This is a genomic window from Streptomyces sp. NPDC054813, from assembly GCF_053611365.1.
Map to the genome: position 1 here is coordinate 150018 of NZ_JBSHAF010000020.1, position 15967 is coordinate 165984.

14 protein-coding genes and 1 pseudogene are annotated in these 15967 nt (G+C 70.7%); 11 read left to right on the plus strand and 4 right to left on the minus strand.

The window, feature by feature from the left end; all coding sequences use genetic code 11:
* Window positions 1-9 precede the first annotated feature (9 nt).
* A complete protein-coding gene (locus ACWGJB_RS34130) occupies window positions 10-1731 on the plus strand; it encodes a glycoside hydrolase family 6 protein (RefSeq protein WP_453383913.1) in 1722 nt (573 codons plus the stop codon).
* A gap of 21 nt (window positions 1732-1752) precedes the next feature.
* On the opposite strand, the gene ACWGJB_RS34135 is transcribed toward ACWGJB_RS34130, so the two are convergent.
* Window positions 1753-2532 carry a phytanoyl-CoA dioxygenase family protein gene (locus ACWGJB_RS34135; RefSeq protein ID WP_453383914.1) on the minus strand — a complete coding sequence of 260 codons (780 nt, stop codon included), beginning with the start codon at window positions 2530-2532 and terminating at the stop codon, window positions 1753-1755.
* A 123-nt stretch (window positions 2533-2655) separates the two neighbouring features.
* On the opposite strand from ACWGJB_RS34135, the gene ACWGJB_RS34140 reads away from it, so the two are divergent.
* Complete coding sequence (locus ACWGJB_RS34140) at window positions 2656-3555, plus strand: class I SAM-dependent methyltransferase (RefSeq protein ID WP_453383915.1); 900 nt, start codon at window positions 2656-2658, stop codon at window positions 3553-3555.
* Here ACWGJB_RS34140 and ACWGJB_RS34145 read toward each other — a convergent pair.
* Entirely contained in the window at window positions 3552-4883 is a 1332-nt protein-coding gene (locus ACWGJB_RS34145; RefSeq protein WP_453383916.1) for a glycosyltransferase family 39 protein, read from the minus strand. The genes ACWGJB_RS34140 and ACWGJB_RS34145 overlap by 4 nt on opposite strands.
* 214 nt (window positions 4884-5097) lie before the next feature.
* Between ACWGJB_RS34145 and ACWGJB_RS34150 the strand changes: the two are divergent.
* Both ACWGJB_RS34150 and ACWGJB_RS34155 read left to right on the plus strand, forming a co-directional pair.
* Window positions 5098-5145 (plus strand): annotated as a pseudogene (locus tag ACWGJB_RS34150) (hypothetical protein); the annotation flags it as partial.
* Between the two features lie 340 nt (window positions 5146-5485).
* Complete coding sequence (locus ACWGJB_RS34155; RefSeq protein WP_453383917.1) at window positions 5486-6187, plus strand: SDR family oxidoreductase; 702 nt, start codon at window positions 5486-5488, stop codon at window positions 6185-6187.
* Window positions 6188-6239: 52 nt separating this feature from the next.
* Here the strand turns inward: ACWGJB_RS34155 and ACWGJB_RS34160 are convergent, their stop codons facing one another.
* Window positions 6240-6935, minus strand: coding sequence for a glycoside hydrolase family 75 protein (locus tag ACWGJB_RS34160; protein ID WP_453383918.1), 696 nt, complete (start codon window positions 6933-6935; stop codon window positions 6240-6242).
* Window positions 6936-7162: 227 nt separating this feature from the next.
* On the opposite strand from ACWGJB_RS34160, the gene ACWGJB_RS34165 reads away from it, so the two are divergent.
* Window positions 7163-7774 carry a hypothetical protein gene (locus ACWGJB_RS34165; protein WP_453383919.1) on the plus strand — a complete coding sequence of 204 codons (612 nt, stop codon included), beginning with the start codon at window positions 7163-7165 and terminating at the stop codon, window positions 7772-7774.
* Window positions 7775-7963: 189 nt separating this feature from the next.
* Here the strand turns inward: ACWGJB_RS34165 and ACWGJB_RS34170 are convergent, their stop codons facing one another.
* Window positions 7964-8800, minus strand: a complete 837-nt coding sequence (locus tag ACWGJB_RS34170) for an aldo/keto reductase (RefSeq protein ID WP_453383920.1) — start codon at window positions 8798-8800, stop codon at window positions 7964-7966.
* A gap of 330 nt (window positions 8801-9130) precedes the next feature.
* Between ACWGJB_RS34170 and ACWGJB_RS34175 the strand changes: the two genes are divergently transcribed.
* From ACWGJB_RS34175 to ACWGJB_RS34200, 6 genes are all read left to right on the plus strand, one after another.
* Window positions 9131-9271, plus strand: coding sequence for a pyrroloquinoline quinone precursor peptide PqqA (locus ACWGJB_RS34175; RefSeq protein ID WP_360474717.1), 141 nt, complete (start codon window positions 9131-9133; stop codon window positions 9269-9271).
* An 8-nt stretch (window positions 9272-9279) separates the two neighbouring features.
* Window positions 9280-10017, plus strand: coding sequence for a pyrroloquinoline-quinone synthase PqqC (pqqC, locus tag ACWGJB_RS34180; RefSeq protein ID WP_453383921.1), 738 nt, complete (start codon window positions 9280-9282; stop codon window positions 10015-10017).
* Window positions 10014-10268, plus strand: coding sequence for a pyrroloquinoline quinone biosynthesis peptide chaperone PqqD (gene pqqD, locus ACWGJB_RS34185; RefSeq protein WP_453383922.1), 255 nt, complete (start codon window positions 10014-10016; stop codon window positions 10266-10268). The genes pqqC and pqqD overlap by 4 nt, the downstream gene beginning before the upstream one ends.
* Window positions 10269-10339: 71 nt before the next feature.
* Entirely contained in the window at window positions 10340-11437 is a 1098-nt protein-coding gene (gene pqqE / locus ACWGJB_RS34190) for a pyrroloquinoline quinone biosynthesis protein PqqE (RefSeq protein WP_453383963.1), read from the plus strand.
* Complete coding sequence (locus ACWGJB_RS34195) at window positions 11434-12630, plus strand: glycoside hydrolase family 88/105 protein (protein ID WP_453383923.1); 1197 nt, start codon at window positions 11434-11436, stop codon at window positions 12628-12630. Before pqqE ends, ACWGJB_RS34195 begins: the two co-directional genes overlap by 4 nt.
* On the plus strand, window positions 12627-15866 hold the full coding sequence (locus tag ACWGJB_RS34200) for a glycosyl hydrolase family 28 protein (protein WP_453383924.1): 3240 nt from the start codon (window positions 12627-12629) through the stop codon (window positions 15864-15866). Before ACWGJB_RS34195 ends, ACWGJB_RS34200 begins: the two co-directional genes overlap by 4 nt.
* The last annotated feature ends 101 nt before the right edge of the window (window positions 15867-15967 follow it).

The following is a 15967-nucleotide window of genomic DNA, read 5'->3' on the forward strand; positions in this document are numbered from 1 at the left end:
CCCGCACTCATGAGTCGTACCAGAACAGCGGTACTCGCCGCCCTGGCGCTCGTCGCCGGGGTGTCCGGGCCGGCGGTCGCCGTGACCCCCTCCTCGGAGGCGGCGATCTCCGCGATTCCCTGCACCGTCGACTACAAGATCCAGAACGACTGGGGCGCCGGCTTCACCGCCGCCGTGACCGTCACCAACAACTCGGCGGCGAAGTCGAGTTGGGCGGTGAAGTGGTCGTACGCCGGTAACCAGAAGGTGACCAGCTACTGGAACAGCAGGATCTCCCAGAGCGGCACCGCCGTCACCGCGGCCAACGAGACCTACAACGGCACCCTGGCGACCGGCGGTTCGGTCAGCTTCGGCTTCAACGGGTCCTACAGCGGCACCAACGCGCTCCCGACCGCCTTCACCCTCGATGGCGTCACCTGCAACGTCGACGACGGCAGCGGCGGAGGCGGCGGGGACGACGGGGGCGGTGGCAGCGGCACCCGCGTCGACAACCCGTACTCCGGCGCCAAGGTGTACGTGAACCCCGAGTGGTCGGCCAAGGCCGCCGCCGAACCGGGCGGCAGCCGGGTCTCGAACCAGCCCACCGGCGTCTGGCTCGACCGTATCGCCGCGATCGCCGGCACCAGCACCAGCATGGGTCTGCGCGCCCACCTGGACGCCGCCCTCGCCCAGAAGGGCAGCGGCGAGGAGGTCGTCCAGCTGGTCGTCTACGACCTGCCCGGACGGGACTGCGCGGCCCTCGCGTCCAACGGCGAGCTCGGCCCGACGGAGATCGACAAGTACAAGACGCAGTTCATCGACCCGATCGCGACGATCCTCGCCGACCCCAAGTACGCCTCGCTGCGGATCGTCACCACCATCGAGATCGACTCGCTGCCCAACCTGGTGACCAACACCGGCAGCCGGGCCACCGCCACCGCCAACTGCGACACCATGCTGGCCAACGGCAACTACGTGAAGGGCGTCGGCTACGCGCTCGCCAAGCTCGGCGCGATCCCGAACGTCTACAACTACCTCGACGCCGGCCACCACGGCTGGCTCGGCTGGGACGACAACTTCGCCCCGGCGGCCAACGTGTTCAAGCAGGCGGCGACCAGTGAGGGCGCGACCGTCGACGACGTGGCCGGGTTCATCACCAACACGGCCAACTACAGCGCCCTGAAGGAGAATAATTTCACCGTCAACGACACGGTGAACGGCACCTCCGTGCGCCAGTCCAAGTGGGTCGACTGGAACCGGTACGTCGACGAGCTGTCCTTCGCCCAGGCCTTCCGCACCCAGCTGGTCTCGGTCGGCTTCAACTCCGGCATCGGCATGCTGATCGACACCTCCCGCAACGGCTGGGGCGGCAGCGCCCGCCCGGCCGGCCCGGGTGCGACGACCAGCGTGGACACCTACGTCGACGGCGGCCGCTACGACCGCCGGATCCACATCGGCAACTGGTGCAACCAGTCCGGCGCCGGCCTCGGCGAGCGCCCGCAGGCCAGCCCGGCCACCGGGATCGACGCCTACGTCTGGATGAAGCCCCCGGGCGAGTCCGACGGCTCCAGCACCGCCATCCCGAACGACGAGGGCAAGGGCTTCGACCAGATGTGCGACCCGACGTACACGGGCAACGCCCGCAACGGCAACAGCATGTCCGGCGCCCTGCCGAACGCGCCGCTGTCCGGGCACTGGTTCTCCGCCCAGTTCCAGCAACTGATGCAGAACGCCTACCCGCCGCTGTCGTAGGACGGTGACCGTCCGCCGGGGTCAGCCCTGCGCAGAGCCCAGGGCCAGGCCCCGGCGGACCGCGAGTTCGACCGGCGAGTAGGTCCCGTCGGGGCGGTCCAGCTCCAGGGGCGCGTTCAGGTACAGCGGCGGCTGGGCCAGGAAGCGCGGGCGCGTGCCGTGGTTCGGCTGGGCGGCATGGACCAGGAACGGGTGGCACAGGTAGACGTCGCCCGGCCGGCCGGTGGCGAAGGCGACCGGGCGGTGCGCGGAGGCCGCCGCCACCTGCGGGCCGAGCTCCTGCAGCGTGGCACCCTCCGCGCCGTACGGCTCCAGGATCCGGGGCACGTCCAGGTGCGAGCCGACCCGGATCCGGGTCGGGGCGTCCTCCTCGGTCACCTCACTGAACAGGAACAGCATCAGCAGGGCGCGCTCCCTGGACCACACGTTGGCGTACCAGTCGGTGGTGCCCTCCGGCTGGAAACTCGTGTCGATGTGCCAGCCCGCGTCATCCGGCTCCTCGCGGTGCGGGAACCTGAGCGGGAAGGCACCCAGCGAATAGCGCGGGTCCCAGCGCCGCTCACCGACCAGCAGGTCGAACGCCTCGTGCAGCACGTGGGAGTTGGGGGCGGCGGCGAAGGGGCCGTCGGCCAGGCCGGCCACCCAGACCACCGGGTCCTTCCAGGTGCCCGGGTCCTCGGGGTCGTACCCCGTCTCCCGCCAGAGCCGCTGAGCGCAGCCCTCGGCGACCCGGGGTGCGACGGCCCCCTCGATCTTCACGAAGCCGTCGGTCAGGAAGCGCTCCACCAGCTCGTCGTCCATCCGGCCATCGTGGCCCGCCGGCTTTGCCGTCCGCATCCTCTTTTTTGCCGCACCGGCAACAGGGCTGGCCTCCGGGCGGTGCGTCGGCGCACCCTGGCGGCACCCGGACGAGAGGCTGCTCCCATGGCGCACGATCACCACCACCAGCACAACGACACCGACACCCACACCCACGCGCACACCGACATCGACTGGGCGGAGATGGCCCCGCACCTGGAATCGCAGGCCGAGCTGTTCGCGCCGCTCTACGAGCACGCCCTGGGCTGGCTCGGCAAGGAGGTCACCGAGCCGGGGCTGATCGTCGACGTGGGCAGCGGGCCGGGCGTGGTGTCGTGTCTGTTCGCCGAGGTCTTCCCGGGTGCGCGGGTGCTGGCCGTGGACGGCAGCGAACCGCTCCTCGACCGGGCCAGGACCCGCGCCGAGCGGCTCGGCGTGGCGGACCGCTTCGACGTCCTCGCCGGTGAACTCCCGGGCGTCCTGGACAAGCTGGACTACCCGGCGGACCTCCTGTGGGCCGGGCACAGCCTGCACCACCTCGGCGACCAGCGGGCCGCGCTCACCGCCTTCGGCGAGCGGCTGGCCCCCGGCGGCACCCTGGCCATCCTCGAAGGCGGCCTGCCGAGCCGCTTCCTGTCCCGGGACATCGGCATCGGCCGGGCCGGGCTCCAGGCGCGGCTGGACGCGCTGCAGGAGGAGTGGTTCGCGCAGATGCGCACCGACCTGCCCGGAGCCGTCGCCGAGGCCGAGGACTGGCCCGCGCTGCTCAACTCCGCCGGGCTCAGGTACGCCCGCAGCCGCAGCTTCCTCATCGACCTGCCCGCCCCGGCCTCCGACCGGGCCCGCACCTACGTGACCGAGATCCTCTCCCGGCTGCGCGACAGCGTCGGCGACGGTCTGGACGCCGACGACCGCACCACCCTGGACCGCCTCCTCGACCCGGCCGACCCGGCGAGCGTGCACCGCAGGGCCGACGTGTTCGTCCTCGGCGCCCGCACAGTGCACACGGCCGTACGGCCCGTCTAGCAGCGGAGCGCGTACACAGTCACCCGCGCTCCGTGCACCAGCCGCGTCCCGCACTCCTCGAAGCGCCCGGCGAGCGCCCTGCGCTTCGCGACCTCACCGGGCGCGGGATCCTGCGGCTGTCCCACCGGATCCCGCAGTACGACCACGCGGTGCACGGTGAGCAGCCGGGCCCGGATCACGGACGGGCCGGCCTCCGTGCCGTACAGCGTTCCGGAGGCCGCGGGGCTGCGGTCCAGGGCGAGGTCGCGCAGTCCCCGCGCAGTGCCCGGGTCGGCGAGCGACCAGACCCGGCGGCGGGCGGGCAGATAGAGGATTCCGTCGGCGCCGGCACCCGCCGTACGCACGGCCGCGCCGATGGCGGTGACATCGTCCAGGCGGCTGCCCGGGGTGCGCAGATACGTGGTGACGGGCAGCAGCGCGGCGACGGCCACGCCGACGGCGAGCAGCGCGGCCGCCCGGCGCGGACCGCCGGCGCGGACCAGCCGGTCCAGGGCGGGACCGACCAGCAGCGCGGTACCCGCCTGGCCGTAGAGGACGTACCGGTCGACGTACAACGGCTTGGCCAGCGACACCAGCATCAGCAGCCCGGCGGGCAGCACGGCGAGCGGCAGGGCGAGCCGGACCAGCGTCCTCGGCAGCACCGTCGCGCAGGCGTACCCGAGCAGCGCGATTCCGCCGAAGCCCAGCAGCGCCCCGGCCCCGAGCCCGCCGATCCACGCCACCTGCACCGACTGCCGCATGCTCAGAACGGCGAGGGGCGCCACCGCGGCGACGACCGCGCACTCCACCCTCAGCCACGCACGCCGGGCCTCGCGGGGTACGGCCACGGCGTGCGCGGCGAACACCAGTACCGCGAACTCGTGCAGCAGGCAGGCGGTCAGCAGCACGGCGCCGTAGCCGGCCCAGGCCCGGGTGGTCCCGGTGTCCACCGCCCGTACCAGCAGATACGTCGCCCACACGACGAGGGCGCAGACCAGCGCATAGGACCTGCCCTCCTGCGCATAGCGCTGGACCGGCGGCAGCACCGCGAACACCAGGCCGGCCGCCGGCCCCGCGCGCGGGCCCGCACACCGGGCTCCGAGCAGGGCGAGCAGGCCGGCCGTGACGGCGACGGCCAGCACGGAGGGCAGCCGCAGCACGAGCAGCGGGTCGGCGCCGGGGAAGAGCCGGACCAGCGCCGTGCACACCCTCTCCCTGCACGGGCTGACGGGCTCGGCCTGGCGGCGGAAGGCGGCGGCCCGGGCGGCGTTCGACACGGGCGGCAGGCCGGTCACGGCCACCGAACCGCCGGTCGTGAACGGGGAGAACACCGTCGGGGTCGACCACACCGGCCGCACCGCGCTGACCTACGAGGGCGGGCTCGTGGACGTCACGACCGGCAGGCGGCGAACGGGCGGAGTCACGGGGGAGGACCTTGTGCGCACCGCCGCCTTCAGCCCCGACGCCCGCTACCTGGCAGCCGAGGACGTGGGCGGCCGGCTCACTCTGTGGGACGCGCACACCTGGCGCAGGCTCGCCGTGCTCAGAGCGGCCGGTGCCACGGTGGTCACGTCGGCCCTGGCGTTCTCCGCCGACGGGACACTGCTCGCAGCGAGCACCGCCGACGGCTCGGCGCAGGTGTGGGAGACGGCGCGATCCCGGCCGACCCCGACGACCGCACCGGCCGGTGACGGACCGGTCCTCGCCCTCGGATTCACCGCGGACGGAGCGGAGTTGCACATGGCCACCCCCCCATCTCCCCGACCGGAGCGTTCCGTTGCGGCCCGAGGAGAGCGCGAGCGAGCTGTGCGCCCGGGCGGACGGGGGTCCGACGCGGGCGCAGTGGCGGCGGTACCTGCCCTCCGTGCCGTACCGCCCCATCTGCGGTCCTTGACATCGAGAGCGCTCGAAGTGATGGACTCCGGTCGATCACCAATCACAGGGGGAAACCATGAACGACTCTCCGGTCGCGCTCATCACCGGTGGCGGCAGCGGCATCGGTGCCGCCGTCGGGCGCCAACTGCTGGACGCGGGCCACCGGGTGGCCGTCACCGGGCGGGGCGCGGAGCGGCTGCGCGACTTCGCCCGCGAACTCGGCGACCCGGACGGCCTGTTGACCATCGTGGGCGACACCGCCGAGTACGCCGACGTGCAGGCGGCGGTCGACAGCACGCTCAAGGCGTACGGCCGGCTCGACACCGTCGTCGCCAACGCCGGCTTCGCCACCCACGACACCGTCGCCGACGGTGACCCGGCGGGCTGGGCCGAGATGGTCCTCACCAACGTCCTCGGCCCCGCCCTGCTGATCCGCGCCTCCGTCGACGCCCTGAAGGCGAGCCGGGGGCGGATCGTCCTGGTCGGGAGCGTCGCCGGGTTCGTGAACACGCCCGGCAACCTGTACGGCGCGACGAAGTGGGCGGTCACCGGGCTCGCGGAGAACACCCGCCGCCAGGTCACCGAGTTCGGCATCGGCGTCACGCTGGTCGCGCCGGGCCGGGTGGAGACCCCGTTCTGGGACGCGAACGGCAGCCTGCCGCCCGGCCTGCTGCTGACCGCCGACCAGATCGCCGACTCGGTGGTGTGGGCGATCCGGCAGCCGGCCGGCGTGGACGTCAACACCCTCGTCGTACGCCCGCTGGGGCAGCCCAACTGACGTACCCGACGGCCCGGTACCGCGTGGTACCGGGCCGTCCGCCCGCCCCGGGTCAGTTGTTGGCGAGGAACTGCTTCGCCAGCTGGTCACCGAGGGACACCGCCGCGCTGTGGCTCTCGATGGGGGAGACCTTGGAGTTCTTGAACAGGATGTAGGTGACGCCGGAGTCGGCACCGCCGGTCGCCGGGTCGGGGTCGATGCCGAGCGCCTTGGCGGTCGCGTACGACGCCTCGCCGATGATCTTCGTGGGGCCGGTGTCGCCGACCACCGCGTACTCGACCTTGTTGTTGTAGATGACGGCGACCACGCCGCCGCCCTTTATGCCGGCACTGGAGTAGTTCCAGATGCTGCTGGAGCTGGGCACCACGACGTACGGCAGCGACTCGGCCTTGAGCGGCTTGCCGTCGGACTGGTGGAAGGCGGTGTCGTCCTGGTACCAGGGGTCGCGGTCCGCGTTGCAGTTGGTGGTGCGCTGGCCGTCGCAGTCGATGTCCATGTCGGACTTCCAGAACACCGCGCCGTTCTTGCCGCAGACGGGGATCGTGGCCGAGGTCTCGTCGTCGGTCTTGTACTTGCCGCTGGAGATCTGGGAGCAGGAGGTCACCTTGGCGAGCAGGTCGGCCGCGCTGACCGAACCCTCCTGAGCGGACTTCGGGACGGTGGTGCCGGACGCGCTCGCGGGAAGCACTCCGGCGGCCAGCAGTGCGGCCCCGGAGGCCGCGGCAAGGGTCAGTGTTCGGATGCGCACTGTGGGGGGTCCCCTTCTGTTAGGAAAGTTTCCTGACCGGGTGCCGTACAAGGTGGACCCGGCTGCATGTCCGCGTCAACCCCTGGGTGTGAACTCAGGGAATTGTCGTATATTGCGGCGAAATAGACCCAGGGGAACACTGGTGGGGCAGGACATTCCGAACATTTATGCAGGAGCCGTGCGGGGGTGGAGCAGTGGCTCCGGTGGCTCCTGGGAGGCGAGGGGCCATGTTCGTACGCACGGTGTACGTCACCGGCGATCCGGCGCAGATCGAGGCGGCCATCCGGGCGCTGAACAGCGAAGGGCGCAGTCTGCTGGAGGAACGTCCCGAGTACCGGGGCTCGGGCGTCTTCGTCGACCGGGATCTGGGCAAACTGCTCGCGGTGAGCTGGTGGGGCTCCGAAGAGGCCCGGCGCAACAGCGACCAGGTGATGCGCGAGCGGCGCGGACCGATGCTGGAGCCGTTCGCGGGCACCGTCGCCGTCGAGAACTACGAGGTGGCCGTCTTCCACACGGTGCAGCTGCCGAGGGTGGGCGGCGGGGTGCGGATGACCAGGGTGGAGTTCGACCCGGCCGACACGGATCTGTTCGTCGAGACGTTCCGCTCGTCGGCGATACCCCGCCTGGAGACGCTGCCCGGCTTCGCGCGGTGCGCCCTGTTGGTCGACCGGCAGCTGGGCCGGGGCTCGGTCGGTGTGCTCTTCGTCGACCGCGCCTCGATGGCCGCGTCCCGCGGCGGCCAGGCGGCCGCCCGGTGCCAGGACGTCGCCAAGGCGCATGTGACCGTGGTCGCCCTGGAGGAGTTCGAGGTCGTCCACGCGGACGTGCACGCCGACTGACGCGCCCCGCACGGGAGTCGGGGAACGAGTGGGGGAACACGAGCGGCCGTCCCACCGTGATCACGGCGGAACGGCCGGTGTGCGCCGGGCTGCCGCTCAGTCCATGCCGGTTGCCCAGCCCATGTGCGCTCGACCCATGTGAGCTCGAGGCATGTGGGCTCAGCCCGTGTGCGCTCAGCCCATGTGCGCTCAGCCCATGTCGAAGGTGGCCGGGTCCGGACCGATGCGGCGGTCCTCGTTGAGCGCGCTGATCGCCGCGAGGTCCTCGATGTCCAGGCTGAAGTCGAACACCTCGATGTTCTCCTTGATCCGGGACGGTGTGACCGACTTCGGGATCACCACGTTGCCCAGCTGGATGTGCCAGCGCAGCACGACCTGGGCCGGGGTGCGGTTGTGCTTCTGTGCGATGGCGACGATCGCCGGCACCTCCAGCAGGCCCTTGCCCTGGCCGAGCGGGGACCAGGCCTCGGTGGCGATGCCCTGCTCGGCATGGAACTCCCGGGCCGCGTGCTGCTGCAGGTGCGGGTGCAGTTCGATCTGGTTGACCGCCGGGATGACCGACGTCTCCTCGATCAGCCGCTCCAGGTGCTCCGGGAGGAAGTTGGAGACGCCGATCGCCTTGACGAGGCCGTCGGTCAGCAGCTGCTCGAACGCCTTGTAGGAGTCGATGTACTTGCCCCGGGCAGGCAGCGGCCAGTGGATGAGGTACAGGTCCAGGTGGTCCAGACCCAGCTTCGCCAGCGACGCGTCGAAGGCGCGCAGCGTGGCGTCGTACCCCTGGTCGGCGTTCCAGAGCTTGGTGGTGACGAACAAGTCCTCGCGGGGGATACCGGAGGCGGCGATGGCCTTGCCGGTGCCCTCTTCGTTGCCGTAGATCGCCGCTGTGTCGATGCTGCGGTACCCGGCCTCCAGTGCCGTGGCGACGGCCCGCTCGGCCTCGTCGTCCGGCACCTGCCACACACCGAAGCCCAGCTGGGGCATCTCGACGCCGTTGTTGAGGATTTTCGGGGGGACCTTGCTGCTCACGAGCTCTCGATCCTTAGGTTGTCGACAGGTGGTACTCCCATCGTCAACGATCACCGGCCGTGATGCATTCCTGAGTCCGGAATCCGCCGGAACCGAGCGGTGAGTCAGCCTCTCGGTACGGAGATTGGCCGGAAATGCATCCGACCTTATGGGTCCGGACCATTGACCGCGGCCCGTTCCTGCCGAGACTCTGGTTCGCACCGTCGGACGTATCGCTGAACCCGGTACAGGGATGTGAACCACCCTGTGGGTTTTCCAGCGGATCCCTGTGAACGCGACTCCCTGTCTGCGCTCTGAGACCCCCAACCTCAGGAAAGCAGGTACGTACCCATGAACGAGACGACCTCGGAAGACCGCCAGGCGGAACCCACCGCTCTGCAGACATCCGATGAAAAGGTCTGGCGAAGCCCTGGTTATCAGGTCGTGGAGACCGCCCTGGAAGTGACCGGCTACGCCCTCGGCGACCGCTGACCCGCACCATGACCGTCACGAGCGTCCACGCCGGGACGACAGCCGGCCCCTGGCCGGTCACGGAATTCACCGAACGGCTGCGAGCCGTCACCGCCGACCGTTACCACGACCGGCACCCCTTCAACCAGCGCATGCACCGCGGCGAACTGACCCCGGCCGAGCTGCGCCGCTGGATCACCAACCGCTTCCACTATCAGCGGCACATCCCCGTCAAGGACGCCCTGATCCTCGCCAAACTGGACCGGCCGGCGCTGCGCCGCTCCTGGCTGCGCCGCATCCGCGACCACGACGGCACCGCGGAGGGCGAGGGCGGTATCGAACGCTGGCTGCGCCTCGGTGAGGCGGCCGGCCTCGCCCGTGACCAGTTGTGGGACGCCTCCCGGGTGCTGCCCGGGGTGCGCTTCGCGGTCGAGGGGTACGTCACCTTCTGCCGGGTACGCCCCGCGCTGGACGCGGTCGCCGCCTCCCTCACGGAGCTGTCCGCGCCCGGCCTGATGCGCACCCGCATCGCCGCCTTCGAACGCCACTACCCGTGGATCGACCCGGCCGGACTCACCTACTTCCGCGGCCGCGTCGACCAGGGTGCCCGGGACGGCGAGGAGGCGCTCGCCCTGGTCCTGGACTGGGCCCGCAACCGTGAGCAGCAGCAGCGCGCCGTCGCCGCGCTCGCCTACAAGTGCGAGGTGCTGTGGGCGCTCCTCGACGCCGTGGACCGCGGGGACACCGCGGGCTGGGGCGGGTCATGACCTGGCGGCCCGCGCTCGCCCGCGCGGTCGTGCTGCGCCACGACCGGGTGCGCGGCACCGACCTGTTGCTGCTGCCCGAGCGGGTGGTCGTCCTGCACGGCCGGGCCGGCGGGGTGCTGCGCCTGTGCGACGGCAGCCGGGCGGTGGCGGACATCGTCACCGAACTGTCCAGGACGTTCCCGAACGCCCCGGTCGCCGCCGAAGTCCCCGAGTTCCTCACGGCGTTACGGAGAGAGGGGTGGCTGAAATGACCACTGCCCGCCCGGACAGGGATCCACCTGCGGCGAACACCGCCGAGCGGGGTGCGGGACGGCATCCACCGATCCCGGCCGATCCCGGCGGAAGGCGAGCTTCGCCGCCCCCCGTCGCACCGCCCTGGGCGTTGCTGGCCGAGCTCACTCATGCCTGTCCCTTGCGCTGCGGGTATTGTTCTAACCCAGTCCGACTGACCGGTCGGTCAGCTGAGTTGGGGACCGGACTGTGGGCGGAGGTGTTCCGGCAGGCCGGTGAGCTGGGCGTGGTGCAGACCCATCTGTCCGGCGGTGAGCCGCTGCTGAGGCGGGATCTGCCCGAGCTGGTCGCCGCCGCCGACACCGCCGGCCTCTACACCCAGCTCGTCACCAGCGGGCTCGGACTGAGCGAGCGCCGGCTGGCCGGGCTGGCGGGCGCCGGGCTGCGCAGTGTGCAGCTGTCCGTGCAGCACCCGGAACCGACGGCCGCCGAACGCATCGCCGGCGCCCGCTCGTTCGCGGCCAAGGAACGCGCGGCCCGGCTGGTCCGGGCGGCGGGCCTGCCCCTCGGTCTCAACGTCGTCCTGCACCGGGGCAACCTGGACGCCGTCGAGGATCTGATCGCACTCGCCGTGGCATGGGGCGCGGACCGGATCGAGCTGGCCAACACCCAGTACCACGGGTGGGCGGCCCGCAACCGCGCCGCCCTGCTGCCGCTCCCCGGCCAGGTCGAGCGGGCCCGGGAAACGGTCCTTCGGTGGCGCCGGCGCCTGGACGAACCCGAGCTGGTCTGGGTCGCCCCGGATCTGGTGGGCGGCACGGCGAAGCCCTGCATGGGCGGCTGGGGCCGGATCTCGCTCACCGTGGCCCCCGACGGCACCGTCCTGCCCTGCCCGGCCGCGGCCACCCTGCCCGGCCTGGACCCGCCGAACGTCCGGAAACGCGAACTCGCCTGGATCTGGCGGGAGTCGAAGGCCTTCAACGCCTACCGGGGTGAGTCCTGGATGCGCGAGCCCTGCCGGGGCTGCGCCCTGCGCACCGCCGACTTCGGCGGCTGCCGCTGCCAGGCGTACGCGCTCACCGGAGACGCCCGCAACACCGACCCGGCCTGCCGCCACGCACCAGGCCACCGTGCCGTACCCCTCCGGCGGACCACCGCGGCCGCCGCCTACCGAGAAGGAGGACCATGAAACGCCTACGAGCCGCCCTGGTGGCCGTCGCGCTCACCACCGCCACGGCGGCCACACTCCCCGCCGCGGTATCCCCACCCGCCACCGCGGCCACCGCGGCCACCGCGACCAGGCCCGCCACCGTCCCCGACTGGTCCACCGCGGTCGTCGACTCCACCATGGCCCGCTACACCCCGAGCACCATCGGCGGCTGGTCCTACCCGGTCGGCCTCTACCTCTACGGCCAGTACCTCACCTACCAGCGCACCCACGACCCCCGCTACCTCGCCTACCTCAAGAGCTACGTCGACCGGTTCGTGAGGAGCGACGGCTCGATCGACCAGTCGTTCAACAGCCTGGACAGCATGCAGGCGGGCCGGCTCCTGGTCATCCTCCACCACGAGACCGGCCAGGACCGCTACCGCAAGGCCGCCAAGAAGATCCGCGACCGCCTGAACACCTACCCGCGCACCGGTGACGGCGGCTTCTGGCACGCGGACAACTCCAGCCGCGCGCACCAACTGTGGGCGGACGGCGTCTACATGGTGAATCCATTCCTCGTCGAGTACGGCAAGGAGTTCGGGGACAGCGCGTACGCCGACGACGAGGCGGCGAAGCAGCTCGCCGTCTACGGCGGCCACCTCCAGGTCGCGAACGGACTGCTCAAGCACGCCTACGACGAGTCGAAGAGCGCGAGTTGGGCGGATCCGGCGACCGGGCTCGCGCCCGAGCACTGGTGCCGTGCCGTCGGCTGGTACGCGATGGCGATCGTCAACGTGCTGGACGCCGTCCCGGCGAACCAGTCGCGCCGACCCCAACTGCTCACCGTCTTCCGGAAACTGGCGGCGGGGTTGGAGAAGTACCAGGATCCGGCGACCGGACGCTGGTTCCAGGTGATGGACAAGGGCGGGCGCGGCGACAACTGGACCGAGACGTCCTGCTCCAGCATGTTCACCTACGCCCTGTCCCGCGGCGTCCAGCAGCACTACCTCGACCCGCACTACGAGGATGTCGCCCGCCGCGGCTACCAGGGCGTGCTCGCCGAACTGTCCGTCGGCGCTGACGGCCGCACCGACCTCGCCGGCATCTCCATCGGCACGAACGTCGGCGACTACGCGTACTACGTCGCCCGCACCCGGGCCACGAACGACTTCCACGGCCTCGGGGCCTTCCTGATCATGAACGAGCAACTGCGAGGTGATTCCGTGTCATGAGCACAACATTCAGAGCCACTGTCGCGCGGCACAGGGCTGCCGCGATCGTCCTCTCGGTTCTCGCCGTCGTCCTCGGGCTCTCCCGTCCCGCGGCCCTGGCATCCCCGCACACCGCGCCCCGCGCCGCCGTCTACGACGTACGTGACTACGGCGCCAAGGGCGACGGCTCGGCCAACGACACCCCGGCCATCGACAAGGCCGTGGACGCGGCCGGTTCGGCGGGCGGCGGCACCGTCCGCTTCACCGCCGGCACCTACAAGTCCAAGAACACCATCCACATGAAGAGCCATGTGACGCTCCAGCTCGACAAGGGCGCCACCCTCCAGGGCTCCAGTGCCGACACCTACGACAAGGCCGAGTCCAACCCGAACGACGCCTACCAGGACTACGGCCACAGCCACTTCCACGACGCGATGATCTACGGCGACAAGCTCACCGACATCGGTTTCGTCGGCCAGGGCGTCATCGACGGCGCCGGCAACCTGATCACCGGCAACCCGAAGTCCGGCGAGGCCGACAAGATCATCTCGCTGACCCGGTGTGACGGACTCAGGATCGGCGACGGTCTCACCCTGCGTCGCGGCGGCCACTTCGCGGCCCTGATCAACGGCTGCACGAACGTCACGTCCGACCACCTGACCATCGACACCGCGAGCGACCGCGACGGCTGGAACATCATCTCCACCACGAACGTCACGGTCACCGACGCGAACATCAAGGCCAACGACGACGCCCTGGTCTTCAAGAGCGACTACGCCCTGGGCGCGAAACTTCCCAACGGGCACGTCCGGGTGAGTGAATCCTCCCTGTCGGCCAAGTGCTGCAACGCCCTGATGTTCGGCTCCGAGACCTGCGGGGACTTCTCGGACTACCAGTTCGAGAACATCCGTATCGAGGGCGCGGACAAGTCCGGGCTCGGCATGGTCTCCATGGACGGCGCGAAGATCTCCGACGTCCACTACAAGGACATCACCATGACCGGAGTGCACTCCCCGATCATGGAGAAGATCGGCACCCGCAGGCGCTGCGGAAACAGCCCGGGCATCGGCTCGATCAGCGATGTGACGTACGAGAACATCACCGCCACCGGCACCACCCCGTCCTTCAGCCCGACCCTGTGGGGCGAGAGCGGCCACCGGATCCACGGGGTGACCTTCACCGACGTCGACATCACCGTGCCCGGTGGCAACGGCACCATGTCGACCGGTGTGCCGGGCAACGACCCCAAGGACTACAACCCCAAGGCCATCGGCACCCGGCCGGCCTACGGCTGGTACCTGCACAACGCCGACGACGTCCAGTTCACCGACAGCTCTGTGAAGTTCGCGGCCGACGACGGGCGGCCGGCGGTCATCGCCAACGCGGCGAGCGGCATCCGCCTCACCCGCTTCACCGCGCAGAAGGGCGGCGACTCCCCGTACGACATCGGCCTCCAGGACGTCACGGGCGCCTGCCTGACGGACAGCCACAACACCTCCGGCGGTGCCCTCCGCGTCTCGGGCGGCCAGGACTGCGGTACGGCTGCGAACCCGCTCGACCTGGAGAATCCCCGGCAGGACTTCCTCCGGGGCTCCGTCGGCGGCCTCTTCCTGCACTGGGGTCTGCGCACCGCCCCCGCCCACACCAGCTGCACCGCCTGGGAGAGCGACGTCACCAGCGGCGGCTGGACCCCCGACTACTGGGTGAAGGAGGCCCAGAAGCTGCACACCCAGTACCTGGTCCTCGCCACCTTCCACAGCCGCCTCGGCTACGCCCGCCCCTGGCCCTCGAAGATCCCCGGCTCCTGCGCCACCAAACGGGACTTCCTCGGCGAGCTGATCACCGCCGCCAAGGCCAAGGGCATGAAGGTCATCCTCTACATGACCGACGATCCCCAGTGGCACGACGAGGGCGGCCACGAGTGGCTCGACTCGGCCGCCTACTCCGCCTACAAGGGCAAGGACGTCGACCTCACCACCCGCGACGGCTTCGGCCAGTTCAGCTACGACAACTTCTTCGAGGTCATGGACCGCTATCCCGACCTCGGCGGCTTCTGGATCGACAACGACAACGCGTACTGGGAGAGCCACGACCTGTACGCACAGATCCAGCAGAAGCGCCCCGCGTACACGCTCAGCGACAACAACGAAGACACGCCGATCATGGACATGATCAGCAATGAGCAGAAGACCGGGATGACTCCGTCCTACGACTACCCGCAGGCGGTCTACACGGCCCAACCCCGCCTGACCGAGGCCGATTTCAAGCTGCCCTCGACGGGAGCCTGGTGGTACGACGGCTCGGACCCGACCGTCGACCGCGCACTCACCCTGGGCCGGCTGGTCACCAACGCCGGCTCCTCGGTGAAGGCTCTGATGGCCGAGACCGCCCAGGTCAACGGCAGGTTCCCGGCCAACCAGGCGAGCTTCAACACCTTCGCCGACTCCTATCTCGACCCCATCTGGGAGTCCCTGCACGGCACCGAGGGCGGCGGCTACCTGTACGGCGGCCTCAAGCCCGGCTTCTGGAACGACGGGGCGCACGGCGTCACCACCATCGCCAGGGGCGACTCCGCCCGCCAGTACATCCACGTCCTGACCCCACCCTCGACCAGCACCCTGCGGATCCGCGACAACGGCTACCGCATCGCCTCCGTCACCAACCTCCGCACGGGCAAGGCGGTCTCCTGGTCGCAGTCCGGCGGTGTGCTGACCCTGACCGGGCTCGGCGACTGGGATCCGTACGACACCGTCTTCAAGGTCATGACCGCCGGCCGTCAGGGCATCCTGTCCGGAGTCAAGGTCACCGCGAGCGCCTCGGCGAGCGGTCACGCGGGCTCCGCCGCCGGTGACAGCGACTACCTCACCTACTGGGACAGCAACAAGACGCTGCCCGTGAACCTGACCTTCGACCTCGGCTCGGCCAAGAAGATCCAGTACATCGGCCTCAACCAGCGCGAGGACTCGGTCGCCTACGCTCGCTCCGGCACCGAGCAGTCGGCGCGCATCAAGGCGTACAAGGTGTTCCTCAGCGACGACGGCACGAACTGGGGGAGCGCCGTCAAGTCCGGGGAGCTGCCCAGCCGACGCGGTATCCAGGGCATCGACCTGACCGCCGCCACCGCCCGCCATGTCCGCCTGGAGGTGGACTCCACCTGGGCCGCCGCCACCGACACCACGCGCTACAAGCGGCTGCGCGTCGACGAGGCCTGGATCGGCACGGCCTACGCGACGCCCGTGAACGGAGGACGCCCGTGATCCGGATCAGAACACTGACGGCAGCGGTCGCCGGACTGCTGGTCGCCGCGGCGGTACCGCTCGTGGGCACCGCCCACCCGGCCGCCGCCTCCGACAACGGT